The 16,032-nt window shown below is 74.3% G+C and carries 9 protein-coding genes; 1 reads left to right on the top strand and 8 read right to left on the bottom strand.

The window, feature by feature from the left end:
- Positions 1 to 8: 8 nt before the first annotated feature.
- From ACFVS6_RS06065 to ACFVS6_RS06100, 8 genes are all read right to left on the bottom strand, one after another.
- Positions 9 to 2,963 (bottom strand): condensation domain-containing protein, encoded by a 2,955-nt coding sequence (locus ACFVS6_RS06065; RefSeq protein WP_389701056.1) that lies wholly within the window; start codon positions 2,961 to 2,963, stop codon positions 9 to 11.
- A complete protein-coding gene (locus ACFVS6_RS06070; protein ID WP_389701058.1) occupies positions 2,953 to 4,809 on the bottom strand; it encodes an amino acid adenylation domain-containing protein in 1,857 nt (618 codons plus the stop codon). The genes ACFVS6_RS06065 and ACFVS6_RS06070 overlap by 11 nt, the downstream gene beginning before the upstream one ends.
- Position 4,810: 1 nt before the next feature.
- Positions 4,811 to 6,718: a non-ribosomal peptide synthetase gene (locus ACFVS6_RS06075; protein WP_389701060.1), complete on the bottom strand. Its 1,908-nt coding sequence runs from the start codon at positions 6,716 to 6,718 to the stop codon at positions 4,811 to 4,813.
- Positions 6,718 to 9,933 (bottom strand): amino acid adenylation domain-containing protein, encoded by a 3,216-nt coding sequence (locus ACFVS6_RS06080; RefSeq protein WP_389701061.1) that lies wholly within the window; start codon positions 9,931 to 9,933, stop codon positions 6,718 to 6,720. The genes ACFVS6_RS06075 and ACFVS6_RS06080 overlap by 1 nt, the downstream gene beginning before the upstream one ends.
- A gap of 149 nt (positions 9,934 to 10,082) precedes the next feature.
- Positions 10,083 to 11,363 carry a condensation domain-containing protein gene (locus tag ACFVS6_RS06085; RefSeq protein WP_389701062.1) on the bottom strand — a complete coding sequence of 427 codons (1,281 nt, stop codon included), beginning with the start codon at positions 11,361 to 11,363 and terminating at the stop codon, positions 10,083 to 10,085.
- Positions 11,364 to 11,417: 54 nt separating this feature from the next.
- Positions 11,418 to 12,731, bottom strand: coding sequence for an MFS transporter (locus tag ACFVS6_RS06090; protein WP_389701064.1), 1,314 nt, complete (start codon positions 12,729 to 12,731; stop codon positions 11,418 to 11,420).
- 471 nt (positions 12,732 to 13,202) lie between these two features.
- Complete coding sequence (locus ACFVS6_RS06095) at positions 13,203 to 13,544, bottom strand: hypothetical protein (RefSeq protein WP_389701066.1); 342 nt, start codon at positions 13,542 to 13,544, stop codon at positions 13,203 to 13,205.
- Positions 13,545 to 13,869: 325 nt separating this feature from the next.
- Positions 13,870 to 15,147: a class I SAM-dependent methyltransferase gene (locus tag ACFVS6_RS06100; RefSeq protein ID WP_389701067.1), complete on the bottom strand. Its 1,278-nt coding sequence runs from the start codon at positions 15,145 to 15,147 to the stop codon at positions 13,870 to 13,872.
- A 586-nt stretch (positions 15,148 to 15,733) separates the two neighbouring features.
- On the opposite strand from ACFVS6_RS06100, the gene ACFVS6_RS06105 reads away from it, so the two are divergent.
- A complete protein-coding gene (locus tag ACFVS6_RS06105) occupies positions 15,734 to 15,988 on the top strand; it encodes a hypothetical protein (protein WP_389701069.1) in 255 nt (84 codons plus the stop codon).
- Positions 15,989 to 16,032: the final 44 nt, after the last annotated feature.

The following is a 16,032-nucleotide window of genomic DNA, read 5'->3' on the forward strand; positions in this document are numbered from 1 at the left end:
CCAGCCGGTCAGCCGTTGCCGGGAGGGACGGCGCCGGTCATCTCGGCCAGCACCGTGCGCCGCTCCTCACCGGGACGGGCCCGGAGCGGTCCGGCCAGGCGGGCGCTGTCGTAGTGCCAGCGGTGATCGAGGTCCCGGGGGACGGTGTCCGCTTCCCGGAGTTCCGCCCGGGTTGCGAGCAGTTCGGTGAGGTCACGGGCCAGGTCGCGCCAGGAGACGTGGCCGCTGCACGCGTTGGCGACCCCGTGCACGGGCCGGTCCAGGCAGGCGACGACCGCCCGGGCGAGGGCGGCCGCGTGCACCCAGGCCGCCCCGTACCAGCCGTGTCCGCCGGCGCCGTCACGCGGCAGCTCGATCGGCAGTCCCTGGTGGGCCGACTGGTAGAGCGAGCCGACGGCGCCCCAACGCAGCTGTTCGCGCAGCCGGTCGTGCGCGCCCCAGACGATCGGTGACCGCACGGCGCTCGCGCCCCCGCGACCCCCGGTGCCCGCGGCGCGCAGCACCATGTCCTCGCAGTCGAGCTTGGCCTGACCGTACGGGCTCACGGGCCCGTGGGGCGGCGCCTCCTCGGCGACCCGCTCGGTGTCGGGGTGCCCGTAGGCGTCCACGCTGCTGACGAAGACGAACGGGCCGCGCCGCCAGGCGCCGACCATCGCCTCCATCGCCGCGAGGTCCACCTCGTGCCGGGTGAAGGTGCACGCTGCGTGGACGACCGCGTCCGCCCGTGCGACCGCGTCCCGCAGCCCGGCCGGGTCGCCGAGGTCGCCCTCGATGACGTCGACGCCCTCGGCGGCGATCAGGTGGGCGGACTCGGGGCGGGCCAGCGCCAGCACGGGGCGGCCCCGGGCGGCCAGTTCGCGTACGACGAACGCACCCACACCGCCCGTCGCGCCGGTGACCAGGACCGTGCCCGGCCGGACCTCCCGGGAGCGGTGGGTCGGCCTGCGCGCCGAGCGCGCGGCGCGCTGCCGTGCCGCGCGTGCCTCCAGGAGCACGGTCAACGCCCGAGGCGTACGGGCCTGGAGCACGTCGAGGCCCGTGAGCGGCAGTTCGAGTTCCGTGCGCAGCCGTTCGGCGAGCTGCACGGCTTTGAGGGAATGCCCGCCGAGCGCGAAGAAGTCGTCGTCCGGCGACACGGGCACACCGGTGTCGAGCACGGCGGCGAAGGCCGCCTCGACCGCTCCGGCCCGCGCGCCGGACGGTACGGCCGCCACGTCCCGGCCCGGCAGCCGTACCGGGTCGGTCGGTCCACCGGGTGTACGGGGCAGTGCGTCGAGCAGCGTGACCGAGGCGGGCACGGCTTCGGGCGGAAGGGACCGGCGCAGCAGGCCCAGCAGTTCGTGGCCGGCCGGGCCGACCCCGTCGCGCAGGACGGCGTAGGCCACGGGCGGCCCCTGCTCGGGCCGGACCACCGCGGCGTCGGCGACGTCCGGGTGGGCGCGCAGCACCCCCTCGGCCAGGTGGGGCCGACCCTCCGGGGCGGTGCCGCGGTCCGGGGAGGGCGGGGCCGCCCGGTCCAGGGGGAGGTCCGGGTCGGCCGCGATCGTCTCCAGCAGGGCCGCGTAGTCCCGTACGGCCGCCTCCGCCGCCGCGCTGTCCAGGGTGTGCGCGTCGTACTGGACGAGTGCCCGAGGGCGCTCGGCGTCGCCCAGGTCCAGTCCGTAGGAGAGGGCGAACTTCGCGCCGCCGATGGGGACGTCGACGTACTCGGCGGTCGTGCCCGGAAGCCGCAGCACGGTCGGCGCCCCGAGGACGTCGGAGGTGACGCGGACCAGGGCCGTGCCGTCGCCCCCGCGGGCCCCGGCGCCGAGGCGTTCGAGGACCAGGTCGAAGGGGAGGTGCCGGTGGCGGTGGGCTTCGAGGAGCGCCGCGTTCACGCGTCCCAGCAGCCGGGCGAAGGACGGGGCGCCGGAGACGTCCACCCGTACCGGCAGGGTGTTGACGCAGAGGCCGACCAGACCGCGCATGGCGGATCCGCTGCGGTGGGTGCCCGCCACGCCGATGACGAGGTCGTCGTCGCCGGTGAGACGGTGCAGCGCGGCGAAGGCGGCGGTGAGCGCCACCGCGAAGAGCGTGGCGTTCCGCTCCGCACCCAGGGCGCGCAGGGCCGCGGGCACGGCCGGTGCGAGGGGCACCTCGTGCGCGGCAGCCGGAGTTCCCGCGGCGGCCGGGGCTGGTTCCGACGGCCCGAGCAGGGTGGGCGGGGCGGCGTCCGCCAACTGGGCGCTCCAGCTGTCCAGTTCGGCGTCGAGGCCGGGCAGGGAGTCGTGTTCGCGGCGCGCGTGGTCGGCGTACTGGGGCGGCGCGGTGAGCCCGGTCCGGCCCGTTCCGTCGGCGGCCGCCGCGTAGAGGACGGCGAGTTCGCCGGCCACCGTCTCCAGCGAGGCTCCGTCGATCGCGATGTGGTGGAACGTCAGCAGGAGCGTGTGATCCTGCGAACCGTGCCGCAGTACGAGGGCCCGTACGCAGTCGCCGGCCTCCAGGTCGAACGGGCGGGCCGCCTCTCGGCGCAGCAGCTCCGGGGCGTGCGCCGGGTCGGTGTCGACGACGTGCACGGGGACCGTCCGCGGCGTCGGGAGCACCTCCTGGTACGGCTCACCCGCACGTTCCGGATAGCGGGTGCGCAAGATGGTGTGCCGGGCGATCAGCGAGGTGAGGGCGGTGGCCAAGGCGGCCGGGTCGAACGGGCCGCGCAGCCGGGTGGCGAACGGCACGTGGTAGGAGTCGCCGGCGCCGCCGAGCCGCTCCATCAACCACATGCGGTGCTGTGCCCGGGAGAGGGGAACCCGCCCCGCCTCCGTGGCCGGGGGCGCGTCCGTCGTGTCCCCGGCCCTCGTGTCCCCGGCCCTCGTGTCCCCGGCCGTCGTGTCCCGGCCCGTCGTCGCGGCCCGGGCCCGGCGCAGCAGCTCCCGCTGGAGTTGAAGGCGGCCGTCGCCGGCCGCGGACTCGGCGTCAGTGGACATCGGTGGGCTCCGGGGTGGTCTCGGGCTGGAGGTCCGCGTGGGCGGCCAGAAGGGCTTCCTCGACCAGCGCCGCCTGCGCGGCGACGGTCGGGGCGGCGAAGAACTCGGCGAGGGAGAGCTCCACGCCGAGTTGCTCGCGCAGGTCCTCGGTCACGACGAGGGCGAGCAGGGAGTGGCCGCCGAGGTGGAGGAACTCGTCCCCGGCACGGGTGACCTCGATGCCCAGGGCCTGGCCCCACACCTCGGCGACGGCCTGCTCCAGCGGGGTCATCGGCGCGTCCGGGCCGTCGTCGGCCGCATGCGCGGCGGCCCGGGCGCGGCCGGCCAGCGAGCGCCGGTCGACCTTGCCGGCCGGGGTCAGGGGAAGCCGGTCCAGCACGCCGATCACGTCGGGCACCAGGTGGGCGGGGAGGACGGCGGCGAGCCGCTCGCGCAGCGTCCCGCCGGAGGGCACCGGCCCGGGCGCCGCGACGACGAAGGCCACGAGCGATGCCTCGGCGGTGCCGGAGCCCTCGACGGTGACGACCGCGTCGTCCACCTCAGGCTGCTCGCGCAGGGCGTGTTCGACCTCGGCGGGTTCGATGCGGAAACCGCGTACCTTCACCTGGTCGTCGTTGCGGCCGTGGAACCGCAGGACTCCGTCGGGCCGTTGGGAGACGAGATCACCCGTGCGGTACAGCCGTCGGCCGGTGACGTGGTGGTCGACGAACCGTTCGGCGGTGAGTTCGGGCAGGCCCGTGTACCCGTGGGCGAGCCTGCTGCCGCCGATCCACAGTTCGCCCCGGTCGCCGTCGGCCACCGGACGGCCGTCGACGTCCAGGACGTGGGCGGTCGCCCCGTGTACGGGCCTGCCGATCGGCACCGGCCCGTCGCAGTCCCGGGCGGTGACCCGGTGGGCGGTCGCGAAGGTGGTGGTCTCGGTCGGCCCGTAGCCGTTGACGAGCTCCAGCCAGGGGAAGGCGGTGAGCACCTCCCGGGCCTGCGCGGCGGCCATCGCCTCCCCGCCGACGACGACCGAGCGCAGCTGGCCGAAGACGCGGGAGCGGCGCGAGGCCAGCTGGTGGAAGAGGGCCGTGGTGAAGAACGCCACCGTGACGCCGTGCCGCTCGACGTGCCGGGCCAAGTCCTCCAGGGAGGGCCGCTGCTCGGTGCAGACCACGACCGCGGCGCCGTTGGCGAGCGCGACCCAGACCTCGAACGTCGAGGCGTCGAAGGTCATGGGGGAGTGGAACAGGACGCGGTCGCGGCCGGTGACGGTGACGTAGTCGGGTGCGGTGACCAGCTCGGCGACGGCGCGGTGCGGTACGACGACGCCCTTGGGGCGCCCGGTGGAACCGGAGGTGAACATGATGAACGCCGGGCCGTCCGGGTCCGAGTCGTCGACCGGCCCCCCGCTCGCGAGCGGCTCCTCGGGCAGGGCGAGGACAGGACCGGGCAAGGTGGCCGCTTCGAGCAGTTTCGCGTCGCCGACGGTGAGGGTCACCCCCGCGTCGGCGATCACCGCCTCGGTACGCGGCCGGGGCTGGGCGGGATCGAGCGGCACGCACGCGGCTCCGGCGAGCCAGAGCCCGAGCTGCGCCACGACCGTACGGGACGACCGTGACGTCAGGAGCGCCACGCGGTCGCCCCGGGCCACGCCGTGGGCGCGCAGCCGCGCCGCGAGGGCGCGGCCCGCGCCCAGGAGACCGCCGTAGGTGAGGGTGGTGTCGCCGTCCACGACGGCGAGGGCGTCGGGGCTGCGGTCGGCGTGCCGTACGAGGAGCGCCGGCAGCGTGGTCGCCGGCTCGGTGGTGATCGTCGGCTTGGTGGTCGTAGGCGGAACGGGATGCGGGGCGATGAGCGTCATGTCAGGCTCCTTCCGGCCGCGGGGTCCGGCGCTGGTCGATGAGGGCGGCGAAGGCGCGCAGGTCGGTGCTGCGCAGGAGTTCGGGGGCGCGCACGCGCACGCCGGTCTCGCGTTCGACGGTCTGCAGCAGGCGTGCGGCGACGATGGAAGTGCCGCCGGCCGCGCTGAAGTTGTCGCCGAGGCCGGTGTCCGGCCGGCCGAGCAGGTCGCGCACGGTCGTCAGCACGAGACGCTCGCCGGCGGTGACGGCCGCCTCGTGCGGGGACGTGTCCCGGGACGGTGCGGAGCCGTGGGACCGGGCCGCAAGGGCCGGCCGGTCCACCTTGCCGTTGGCGTCGAGCGGGAAGGCGTCGACGATCCGTACGGCGGCCGGGACGGCCTGCTCCGGGAGCCAGGCCCGGACGGCGTCGAGGAGGTCCCCGGGCGCGGGGGCGGCGCCGTCCGCGGGTCGTACGTGTGCCACCAGGCGGCTGTGGCCGGAGCCGTCGCGCACGGCGGTGACGACGGCGCCGCGCACCCGAGGGTCCTGCTCGAAGGCGGCTTCCACCTCGGCCGGCTCGATCCGCACCCCGCTGATCTTTACCTGGTCGTCGAGGCGGCCGAGGAAGTCCAGGCTGCCGTCGGCGTTCATCCGTACCCGGTCGCCGGTGCGGTAGAGGCGGTCGACCCCGGACAGTTCAGGATCCTGCGGAGGAGCGGTGAACCGGCGCGCGGTCAGCTCCGGGTCGAGGTAGCCGAGGGCCAGACAGTGTCCGCCGACGCGGAGTTCACCGTCCTGGCCGCGGGCGACGGGGCGGCCCTCGGCGTCGGTCACGCACAGGGTGACGCCCGGCAGCGCGGTGCCGATGGGCGGCGGGGCCTGGCTGCCGGCATCCGGGTCCGTGGCGCGCATGCGGTGGGCGGTGGCCAGGACGGTGGCTTCCGCGGGACCGTAGGCGTTGTGGACGGTGGCGGTGACGTCGGCGCCGGGGCGGCGGCGCATCCGGTCGCCGCCGACGACGAGGTGACGCAACCTCAGGTCCTGCGGCCACGGACGCTCCAGGAGCGGATCGACGGTCGGAGTGGCCGCCACCGCGTGGGTGACGCCGGCGTCGCGCCACCACTCGGTGAGCACCCCGGAGTCCCAGCGGGTGTCGTCCGGGGCCGGGACGAGGGCGGCTCCCGAGGTCAGGCCCGCCCACAGTTCCAGCAGGTGCGGATCGAAGGCGACGCCGATGAGCAGGGACTGTCGGTCGCCCGGTGCGAGGCCCGTCTCGGCCCGGTACCAGTCGAGGGCTACGGCGAGCGAGGCCTCGGCCACGGCGACCGCCTTGGGACGGCCGGTGGAACCGGAGGTGAGGACGGCGTAGAGGGCGCCCTCCGGGGCGCGCCGGGTGCCGTGGGCGGAGCCGGGGGCGGGGAACGCCGCGACCGCGACGACGGGGGCGTTGACCCCGTCGGTGGGCAGCGGCAGCGACGTGTGCTCCCCGGTCCGGTGCTCCCCGGGCATGACGTCGGGGTCGCCGATGAGGCAGGAGACGTCGAGGTCCTCGGTGACGGCCCGGGTACGGCGTTCGCCGGGACGCGGACCGAGCGGCAGGTAGACGGCGCCGATCCGGGCGAGCGCGACGGCGGTCACCACCAGGGCGGTGGAGCGGTCGAGACAGACGCCGACCAGGTCGCCGGACCGGACCCGGTCGCCGAGGGCGGTGACGATCCGGTCGGCCGCCGCGTCGAGGTCCTGGTACGTCCAGGTCCGGGTGGAGTCGATCACGGCGGGTGCCTGCGGGGCGCACCGGACCCGGTCCTCGAAGCGTGCCAGGACGGCGGACGGTTCGGCGGCGGGGCCGTGGGCGACGCTCGGCACGGGCGTGGCCGTGGTGACGGGCGGCACGGCGGGGACGACCTGCGCGGTCGGGTACTGGGTCATCACGACTCCGTGGCGGTGGCGGTGGCGGTGGCGGCGAGGGCCCGGGCCTGGTCGGCGAGGACGGGGTTGCGGAAGAGCGTCCGCAGCGGCGGGCGCGTGCCCAACCGGGGTTCCAGCCAGGCGGCGAGCTCGGCGGCCAGCAGGGAGTGGCCCCCGCTGTGGAAGAAGTGGGAACGGGCGTCGAACCGGCCGTGGCCGAGCACCTGCCGCCAACCCTCCCTGAGCACGGCGGTCATCGGATCGTCGGCGTCGGCGTCGGCGTCGGCGGTCTCGGACGTCCCGGACGTGGTCCCGGGCGTCGCGGCGGCCTCGGGGCCGAGCGCGGCCGCCCGTCGGGACAGCGCCGCGCGGTCCGGCTTGCCGCCCGGCAGGGTCGGCATCGCCTCCAGCAGGGCCCACCGAGCGGGCACGAGGGGGCCGGGCAGTCGACGGCTCAGCTCGGCGTGCAGCGCCTGCTCGTCGAAGCCCGCCCCGGAACCGTCCGCCCCGGAACCGTCCGCCCCGGATCCGCCGGATCCGCCGGATCCGTCCTCCAGGAAGCCGACGAGGCGGGGCCCGGCCGGGTCCTCCCGGTCCAGTACGACGGCGCAGGAGCGACCGCCCAGCACCGCGGACGCCGTGGCCTCGATCTCCTCCAGCTCGATGCGGTGGCCGCGCAGCTTGATCTGGTTGTCGCGCCGGCCGAGGAAGTACAACAGGCCGTCCAGGCCCCGGTAGCCGAGGTCGCCCGTGAGGTAGACCCGCAGGCCGCCGAGTGCGCCGACGTTCACGAACCGGGCGGCCGTCGCCTCGGCGTTCCCCGGGTAGCCCTCGGCGAGACCGGGCCCGGCGACGGCGAGTTCACCGACCGCGCCGCGGGGCAGCGGGCGGTGGTGGGCGTCCAGGACGAGGATCCGCTCGCCGGGCAGCTCGGTGCCCAGGGGGATCTCCCCTCCCGCGTCGAGGGCGTCCCGGGACACCTCGTGGACGGTGGAGGTGATGGCCGCCTCCGTGACGCCGTACGCGTTGAGCACGACGGCCCCCGTGTCGGCGAGCACCCCGCGCAGTACCTCCGCGGGAAGGCGCTCGCCGCCGAGCACCAGGAGCCTGGGGGCCCAGCTCCCGTCGCGCAGGGCGGGGCGCAGGTCCTCCCGGGTGGCCAGGAAGTAGCTGGTCGGCAGGTTGGCGACGGTGACCCGGGCGGACACCAGCAGGTCGGCGAGTTCCCCGCCCGTGGGCACCTCGTGCTCGGGGAGCACCAGGCACGCCCCGGAGTACAGGGTCGGCAGCACCTCCTCCAACGCCACGTCGAAGGACGGCTGGGCGAACATCAGGACCCGGTCGGAGGTGATGAGGCCGAACCGGTCCGCGGCCGCCGTCATGTGGTGCACCAGCGCCCCGTGGCCGACGGCGACCGCCTTGGGCGTGCCGGTGGAGCCGGAGGTGTGGATGACGTACGCGGTCCCGGGGAGCACCGCAGCCCCGCGCGCGGGCGGCAGTACGGGCGCGTCGATGCGGGCGGCCGGCAGCGTGCCCGGCAGTTCCGGGGTGCCGTCGCCGGTCAGCACCAGCGCCGGGTCGAGCCGCTCCAGCAGCAGACCGAGCCGGGCCGGCGGGTCGGCCGGGGACAGCGGGCAGTAGACGGCGCCCGTCCGCAGGCAGGCGAGCAGAGCGACGACGGAGTCGGTCCCCCTCGGCAGGACCGCGGCCACCGGCCGGCCCGGTGTCACGCCGCAGGCGCGCAGCCGGTCCGCGAGAGAGGCGACCCGCTCGTCGAGCTCGCCGTACGTGAGCCGGCGGGCTCCGCACAGCACGGCCGGCAGCGACGGGTGGTGCGCGGCCACCGGGTCCAGCGGCTCGCGGTCGGCGGCAACGGGCACGGGCTCGGCGGCAGGCTCCGCGACCGCCGGCCCCAGATCGGCCAGAGCGGTCCCGGGGCTGTCGAGGTAGGCGCGCAGCAGGTCGAGGAAGCGGCCCGAGACCAGCCGGGCGACATCCTCGCCGAACAGGTCGGCGTCGTAGTCCCAGACCAGCGTCATACCGGGCGCGCCGTGTCGCGGGGTGACGCCGCGCCGGTCGTCCGGGAGCAGGACGACATCGAGGTCGAAGCGGGTGGTGCCGGTGTTGAAGCCCTCGAACAGCGTGATGTCGAGGCCCGGGACGTCGATCTCGGGCAGCGGGGCGTCGTGCGCGCTGAACATGACGGAGAACAGCGGGTTGTCGGCGCCGGAGGTGTGCATGCCGAGCGCCCGGGTCAGTTCCTGGACCGGCACGTCCTGGTGCGGCAGGGCCCGGATGAGGGTGTCGGTGACCTCGTCCATCACGTCCTGGGCCGGTGCGGCGGCATCCAGTGCGAGCGGCAGCGGGATGGTGTTGACGAACATGCCCACGGCGTCCTCGTAGCCGAGGGGGCGGTTTCCGACGGCGGTGCCGATGACCATCCGGGACCGGCCGCTGTGCCGACGCAGGAGTTCGGCGAACAGCCCGAGGAGCGTGCTGAACGGTGTGAGACCGCGGGCACCGGCGTGCCCGCGCAGGCGTTCGGCGAGGTCGGCGCCGATCGTCTGGCGCAGCTGCCCGCCGCGGTGCCTGCGGCGGGCGCCGGGGCGGGTGAGGCCGGGCAGCGGCAGGTCGTGCTGCTGGTCGCGCAGTTCGGCCCGCCAGAAGTCGAGGGATTCGGCGGCGTACGAGGGCTCGGATCCGGCCCTGGCGAGGACGTGGTCCGCGTAGGACGAGGCGGGCGGGAGCTCCAGGGCCTCACCGAGGACGTGGGCGCGGTAGACGCGGAAGACGTCGTCGAGCAGGATCGCGAAGGAGTGCCCGTCGTGGATCAGGTGGTGCTCGACGTGGATCAGCCGGTGGTGGAGTTCGGACAGCCGTACGAGCGTCCAGCGGATCAGCGGTGCCTCGAACGTGTCGAGCGGGGTGTGCGCCTCGGTGCGCAGCAGCCGCGCGAACGCGGCCTCCGGGTCCTCCTCCGCGCTGAGGTCGGCCGTGTGCAGCCTCGGCGCGCAGTGCGCGGCGACCCGCTGGTCCGGTACGGACGCGGGGGAGGCGACGAGTTCCAGTCGCAGACCGGGGTGGCGTGCCAGCGTGGCGGCGAGCCCCCGGCTCAGCGCCTCGGTGTCGAGCGTGCCCCACAGGTCCAGCGAGGCGGTGAAGTTGTAGGCACGACTGCCCGGCTGCATCTGTTCGTGCAGCCAGACGATCTCCTGCGAGGAGGAGAGGGGAAGCATGGGCGATCCCTGAGGTTGTCGGGTCGGGCGTAGGAGCCGGTCACGGTGGTGTCCGGCGGTGGTGCGGGCGGCTCCGCGGGTCGCGCGGCGCCGCTTCGTGCGTGGGGATGCCGTGGGGGAAGCAAAAGGCGAGGGTGCGGGGACGGGCCCTACCCCGCGGTGTGGTCCGAGGGACGCGGTGCGGGGGAGAGCGCGCGGGTGAGCGCGTCGAAGGCCCGGTGCGCGGCCTCGTCGTCGATCGCCGCCCGGTCCCACACCATCCGCAGGCGCAGCTCCGCGCCCTGGGTGACGGAGACGGCGAAGGGGCCGGGGACCGGGCGGCCGTCGAGCTCCACCTCGCGCCCCTCGACACCGGCCAGCCGCAGCGGCGGGCGGCGCGTGTCGTCGTCGACGGTGAGCAGTCCGTTCAGGCCTCCGGTCCAACCCGAGCCGGCGGCCCGCACGGCGGCCACGACGGCGTCGAACGGTACGTCGGCCCGGTCGAGGTCGTCCCACCACGCGTCGGCCGTCGCTTCCGGGCCGAGCCCGCGGCCGGTGTCGGCCGGGAAGACGAGGGTGTTGAGGAAGCAGCCGACGACCGGCTCCGTGCCCGCGGGACGACCGCCCCAGGGGTAGCCGAGCGGGACCGTGAGGTCCGGGCCGTACAGCTCGCGGGCCGCCGAGCGGCAGGCGTCGAGCAGTCCGGGGAAGGAAACGCCGCCGTCGTGCCCGGGCAGCCGGGCCTGCGCGGCCCCGCTGGGCGCACCACCCCCGGGCAGCCGGGCCGCGCCGCGCGCGGGAGCCCCCGCGCCCAGCGCCCGCAGCCGCTCCGCCCAGTACGCGGCCGCTCCGGGCGTCTCCGCCCGCTCCTCGGCGTCGAGTTGGCGCAGGACCGCCGCGCGGTAGGCGGCGGGTTCGGCTTCCGTCCCGGCGACCTCCCCGTCGTACGCGGCGCCGAAGTCGTTCACGATCCGCGCCAGCGAACGGCCGTCGCAGACGGCGTGGTCCAGGGCGATGGCGAGAACGTCCTCGGCCCGCTCCTCGTCGTGCACGAGGAAGAGCCGCAACGGCGGGCCCTGCGCCTCCCAGGCGGCCAGCGCCCGGCGGAGCACGTCGGCGGGCGACTCGCCCGGCGCCCGTTCGGGCCGGGTCAGGCGCACCTCCGGCTCGCAGACGCGCAGGACGGGAGTGCCCCGGACGACAGCGGGCCGCGCGCGCAGCGCGGTATGCCGTGCGACGAGCCGGCCGGCCGCCGTCCGCAGGCGTTCGGGGTCGACGGTTCCGTGCGGGAACGCGAAGACCATCGGCACCAGGTCGGGGCGTCCCGACGGGTCCAGCGAACGCACCAGTACGAAGCGTCGTTGCGCTCCGGTGGCCGGGAGCAGGGTGTCGTTCCGGTCGTCGTCGAGACGCCGGAAGCGGGCCAGGTACTGACCCGTGATGCTGGGCACGTGATTCTCCGTGTCGTGGTCATCGGTACGTGGTGCGGCAGCTGCCCGGACGCGTCAACCGGCGGGGGCGGAGGCCGCCCGTTCCCCGTCCTCGGACGGGAGGGCGCCGTCGTCCTGCGGTCCGGGCAGGTCCCGCATGCGGCGCAGCGGCGAGAGCAGCAGCGGCACGGGGACGCCGAGGATGCCGATGGCGCACCAGATCAGCGCCGTGCGGGTGCCGTAGGACTGGGCGAGGGCCCCGCCGAGGAGCGCGCCCAGCGGCAGGGTGCCCCACATGAGGAAGCGCAGCGTGGCGTTCATCCGGCCGAGCAGCCGCGGCGGGCACATCCCCTGACGGAAGCTGACCTGGGCGACGTTGTAGACGACGGCGCCGAAGGAGACGACCGCCGATCCGGCGGCGAAGAGCGCCGCTCCGGTCGCCCCGTGCCCGGACAGCGGCCAGAGCAGCGCGAACGGTCCGGTCGCCAGGACGGACAGCAACATGACCCGGGCCTGCCCGAGCCGGGCCGCGAGGCGCCCGGCGCACAGCGCGCCCAGGAGCCCGCCCACGGCCGAGGCGGAAAGCACCAGCCCGAGCCCGCCCGCCTCCAGCCCGACGACCCGGACGAGGTGCACGGTCTGCGTCGCCATCAGGACGGCCATGGCGAGGTTGGCGAGTCCCGTGGTGAGGGCGATGACGCGCAGCAGCGGGTGTCTGAGGATGAAACGCACACCCTCGCCGATCTCCCCGCGCAGAGAGCTCCCGACAACGGGCTCCGGCGCTTCCTCGGTCTGCTTCACACGGGAGAGGAACAGGGCGGAGAGCAGGTACCCGACGGCGTCCACGATGACCGCGAACTGGGCCCCGAGAAGTTGCACGAGTCCGCCGCCGACACCGGGTCCGGTGACCTGCGCGGTGGAACGCACCGTCTCCAGCGCGCCGTTGCCGGCCACGAGCTGGTCACGGGGCAGGATCTGCGGCAGGTAGCTCTGGTGGGAGACGTCGAAGAACACCGTCGCCACGCCGGTCACGAGCGCGACGGCGTAGAGCTGGGCCATGGTCAGGGCACCGGCGAGCGCGGCAGCGGGAATGCTCGCCATGGCCACGGCGCGCACCAGGTCCGCGCGGATCATCAGGGGCCGCTTGCGCATGCGGTCGGTGAGCGCCCCGGCGGGCAGCCCGACGAGCAGGAAGGCGGCCGTCTCCGCGGCGGTCAGCAGGCCCACCTGGAAGGCGGGCGCGTCGAGTTCGAGGACGGCCACCAAGGGCAGCGCCACCAGCGTCACCTGGGCACCGAACTGTCCCGTGGCGGCGCCCGCGAGCAACAGCCGGAAGTCACGCAGGCGTAAGGGGCCGCTGGTGGCAGCGGCTCGGTTTGTGTCGGACATGTGAAGGACACTCACCGATGCATCCGTCGGGAGTCAAAGCAAACCTGTCACTTTCGGACGTATTTGACGGCCCAACAGCCCCTCCTCGAAAAAATCTTCGCACCATCCGGGGTATCACCGTGTGAATTCCTGTGAGCGAGGCGGTCGGCGGGAGGCGGTCGGGCCAAGGGGTGGCCGAAGTCGGGCCTCTGGGCAGGACGATGCGCCCTACCCTGAGTAACCGCTCCCACCTGACCGAAAAGGCACATCCGCGGTCACGAGGTCCCGGAACCAATCATTCCGTCCGCTATGCGAACGGGCACCCGCGAACGCACCGCCTTCCGGTCGCGCCCCGGCATCTGGACGCATCCGGGCGAAGGCACGTAGGAGCCGATCACGACCCGCCCGCTCCGACCGCCGGTCGGCCGAAGTCGCGTCGCAGGCATCCGACCGCCGTCCGGTCGGCCGGCCGGGGGTTGGGTGTGGCCGGCCCTACGACGTGATGAACAGGGTGGTGATGGCGAGGGTGAGCGGTGTGGAGATGACGCACGCGAGGGTGGCGGCGACGAGGGCGGGTGTCCGGTATGCGCGAGGGTCGGCGAAGTTCGCGCAGATGAGTAGGGGTGCTGAGGAGAGGAACGCCCAGGTTCCTTCGAGGATGCCGACGACGGACCATCCGAGCACCAGGACGGCGGTGATGACGCAGGAGGTCATGAACCACGCCCGGTTCCGACGGAGGGTCAGGGGTATCCCGAGGAGGAGGGCGGGGACTGCCAGGCGGAAGATCGACCCGCCGTCGACTGCGACTGCGAAGGCGCATGGCAGCGGGAGCATCAGGGCTGTCAGCGCGATCCTTGTCTGCCACGGGTGAGCGGCAAGCCTTTTCGCTCCGACTTCTAGTCCTTTGTCCTTCGTGGTGTGCGTGTCGCCTGGCATGCGCCCCCCGGTCCCCAGTGATTTGAACGCGTTCAGTCTATGGTGTGTTCCTTTTTCGCGCAGGTGTTGCCGAACATCGCGTCCCCGATGCCGACGGTGTTGGTGCGGTCCGCACTGCTCCGCAAGACATCCGGCGGGTCTCGGACGGCCTCCCGCACCGCTCTTCACCGTCCTCCTGAAGCTCTCCCGCGCCTCCGCAACGCGACCGGTGAGGCGATCTTGGTTATGAGGGTGAGTACCAGGTGGCGGGGGTGGCCGGCATGGCCGAGCCCCCGTCGCGGGTCGGGCGGACGGCGAGCAGTTGGTCGACGCCCATGCGGCGTTCGGAGAACGCCAGGGAGGCTCCGGCCAGGTAGAGGCGCCAGACCCTGCCGGTGGTTTCGCCGACGAGGTCCTCGACCTGCGTCCAGCGGTCCTCGAGGCGGGTCCGCCAGGCATCGATGGTGGTCGCGTAGTGCTCGCGCATCGACTCGACGGAGCGGACCTCCAGACCGGCGGTCTCCAACAGGTCGGTCGTGCGGCCGACCGGTCGCATGTGCATGTCGGGCGCGATGTAGGTCTCGATGAAGGGTCCACCGCCGGGAGCGTTGGCCCCGCGCGACATCTGCTGCACGAGCAGACGGCCTTCGGGCCGCAGGACATCGTGCAGCTTGGTGGCGAAGACCGGGTACTCGGCGTCACCGACGTGTTCACCCATCTCGATGGCGCTCGCCGCGTCGTACCCGCCACCGTCGATGTGGCGCCAGTGCCTGAGCTGCACCTCGACCAGATCGGACACTCCTTCCCGAGCGGCCCGCTCGGTGACGAAGTCGCGCTGCGCCCGTGACAGCGTGACCGCCGTGACCCGCACCTTGTGCGCGCGAGCGGCGTGCACCGCGAGGGAACCCCAGCCGCAGCCGACGTCGAGGAGCCGGTCGCCCGGCTGCACCCCGAGCTTGCGGCAGATCAGCTCCAGCTTGTCCCGCTGCGCCTCGGCCAGCCCGTAGTCGGGGCCGGCGGGACGGGTCCAGTACGCGCAGGAGTAGGCCATCGACTCGTCGAGGAGCAAGGCGTAGAAGTCGTTGGACAGGTCGTAGTGGTGGCTGATCGCGGCGCGGTCCCTGGAGGAACTGTGCAGACGGCCGACGAGTCGGGCGCGTCCGTCGGGCCGGCGGGGCGGCGGGCCGGCCGCGCCCAGCCCGGCCGCCAGGGCCGCGGCCGCTGCCAGTCGGGTCGTTCGTGGACGCGGGATCGCCTGGTCGCGCACCGTCCGACCGGCTGTTGAGAGGGCGGCGGCGAGGTCGCCGTCGATGTCGAGGTCGCCGCTGATGTAGGCCTCCGCCAGGCCCAGCTCGCCCGGCTGCCAGAGCAGGCGGCGCAGGGCGGTGGGAGACCGCAGCACGACCGTGGGTGCGTGCTCGGGCCCGGACTCGCTGCCGTCCCAGCCTCGCACCCGCACGGGGACAGGGATGGGAAGGACGTGTCCCAGCAGTTCGGTGAGGCGTTCGGCGACGGGCTTCATCGCGGGATCCCTTCGGTGAGGAGCATGTGACGGACGTGGGGCCGAAACTTGCGGCGGGCGCGGGCGCCCGCTCCCGCCACTCGCCACGCCGCCTTGTGCGGCCGATTCACCCGTACTTCGCAGCCGGGACGCGAACGGATTGGGATCGCCGGTCACATTGATCACCGATCCGCACATTGATCACCGCTCCATACGTTGATCACCGATCCGGCGCCCCCATGCGGTCGCCCCGTGCTCAGGCCGGGAGCCGTCGGCGTGGCCGCGATTCACCACAACAGCGAGGAGTTCGCGACCCCCGCCCGCGGCCCCGATGTTCCGCCCCCCAGGGGAACGGGGACGGGGTGTTGTCCCGGAGGGCCCCGAGGGTTGTACTGGTGGCCGGGGTCGTAGGAACGCGTGCGTCTCCCACCGTGATCCCGGCGTGCGCCGGGCGCCGTTCAGGAACGGAGACGGGCGATGAGAACTCCCAGCAACTGCCCCAACTGCGGTGCAGGGGCGCAGCAGGGTTCTGACGGACGCTGGTTCTGCACGAACTATTGTGGGTGGAGCGCGGTCGTGCCGGGCGGCGGGGCGTTAGCGTGGGCCCATGACGCGATGGGAACCGCCGAGCCTGCCCAGTGGCGAGGAACCGCCTTTGTCCGCGCTGGAGATCACCGAGACCGAGTGCCGGCAGTGCGGAACGTTGATCGCCGGCCTGAACGGGAGGTACGCCTGCCCGTTGTGCGGTTGGGTGAACGATCACTTGGAGGGGCATTCCGCCCTCCCCACGGCGCAGGACGACCCGGACCATCCGGGCAAGCGCCCGCGTAGGGCAGCCCAGCGGAAATCCCGCCTCATCTAGTCCGCACGCCCGAAGCCCGACACCCGAAGCCCGACACCCAGCGC

The organism is Streptomyces sp. NPDC057939 (genome assembly GCF_042887545.1).
GTDB lineage: Bacteria > Actinomycetota > Actinomycetes > Streptomycetales > Streptomycetaceae > Streptomyces.